Origin of the sequence: Nostoc cycadae WK-1, assembly GCF_002897135.1 — a bacterium.
GTDB lineage: Bacteria > Cyanobacteriota > Cyanobacteriia > Cyanobacteriales > Nostocaceae > Nostoc_B.
This window is the reverse complement of record NZ_DF978478.1, coordinates 1-1513: the sequence shown is the minus strand read 5'-3', so window position 1 is coordinate 1513 and position 1513 is coordinate 1. Positions and strand designations below refer to the sequence as shown.

The following is a 1513-nucleotide window of genomic DNA, read 5'->3' as shown; positions in this document are numbered from 1 at the left end:
TCATCCCTCTATTATGCAACGCCTAATAGAGCCTATAGTAAATTTGCTGAATTTCTTGCAAACTGACTTGTGTGACTATGGAGTAGATCATAGACAGCGTATGATAGAGTGCCAAAGTACACAGCAGTTATCTTTAGTTGATGTACTTGAAGACATTATTTGGGTAGGCTTCCCTAAACCACAATTAGAAAATTTTTGGAAATTGTGTGAGATTACACAGGGAGAACAGCCTTATGTGATAAAACCATTTTTATATGAATATAACAAAGCTCGTAGACCATCGGAAATTGCAAGTATCCTTGAAGAAGAAGCGAAAAAACAAGTTATTCAATATTATATAAATTATAGGCGAGAGGTGGCTTAATGGACGAACAAAACTATAAGCTAGTAGGCTATGATTGTCCATTAGGGAACTATCCATCTCCAGCAGTTCCAATTGTATATGATTCTAATAATAAGCACAAAGCTGTATATTTGGAATATCAGGATGATAATTTAAAAGTTTATATAGATTCTGTTGTTGAAACAGCCAGTTTTTTTAAATTATCTGACTGTGATAAAAATATAAGAGAGAAGCTAAAGAAATTTGACTATCGAAAGCACAGGTTGTATGCGCTATCTAAAAGTAACGTGGACTTTTATGAAATTGAGGATGAAACTTACTTTTTTATTAAACTTTTAATTGATAGTAATTTTGCTAAAGATAATCCCTTAACCAGAGTTTCATTAGCTGAAGGTACGGGCATTAAAGATTTGCTTAATAGAGAATTGCAAAATTACGAGCATTATCTTCAGGAACATAAACGTAATTGGTTAAAATTTTGGGAGCAAGAAAAAAACGCCTTTAGAGAAAAGATTCAACAAGCTGAAGATATTTCAAAAATATTGGATAAAATTCCTGTAACTGGTGAGAAGGCATCAGAAGTAGGGGTAAATTATACTAACTTACGAAACTTGCTTCGAGACAAAAAAGAAGATGAAGCTGACAAAGAAACGGAAAAGTTAATAAAAAAGTTAAACGAGAAGGTAATAAAAGAAGAAATAAAATGTTTTCCTGTAATCGATCTCCATACCATAGATAAGCTTTGGCTAATTTCAAGCGGGGGAGAAAGTGGATTAAGTATAAAAAAAATGTGGGGGGGGAGGGAAGGTATTAGACCAAGATTGGAAGGATGTGGTAGTGATTTGATAAACGTGGTTTTAAGAGATTTTCGTACAGTAGGTGATTTTGATGATTTAGTAGTTGTAAATGATTTAAAAACTGGCATTCAAATCCTAAATCCGGTAGGCGATTCTGGGCGGAGGATCAGAAGGTCGAGTTTACGGAGTAATTTTTTGGTGTTTAGTGTTTTTTGGGGGTCTGTGGTAACGTTAACGTTGTTATATTTGTTTCAAGTTAGCGGAATATTGGGGGGTAAGAAATATTTGGAAGCAGCAGAGCAGTGTAAAGAGCAGTTAAAGGAAGCAGAGCAGTGTAAAGAGCAGTTCAAGAGGAGTGATGCTGTTTTGGCGG

2 protein-coding genes are annotated in these 1513 nt (G+C 34.7%); both read left to right on the top strand.

Annotated features, from left to right (window positions below):
• Window positions 1–364, top strand: a 364-nt coding sequence (locus NCWK1_RS28940) for a hypothetical protein (protein ID WP_222838825.1), incomplete at its 5' end; no start/stop codon positions are given.
• The coding region (locus tag NCWK1_RS28935) for a GUN4 domain-containing protein (RefSeq protein WP_187308280.1) at window positions 364–1513 on the top strand (1150 nt) is incomplete at its 3' end. The genes NCWK1_RS28940 and NCWK1_RS28935, both read left to right, overlap by 1 nt.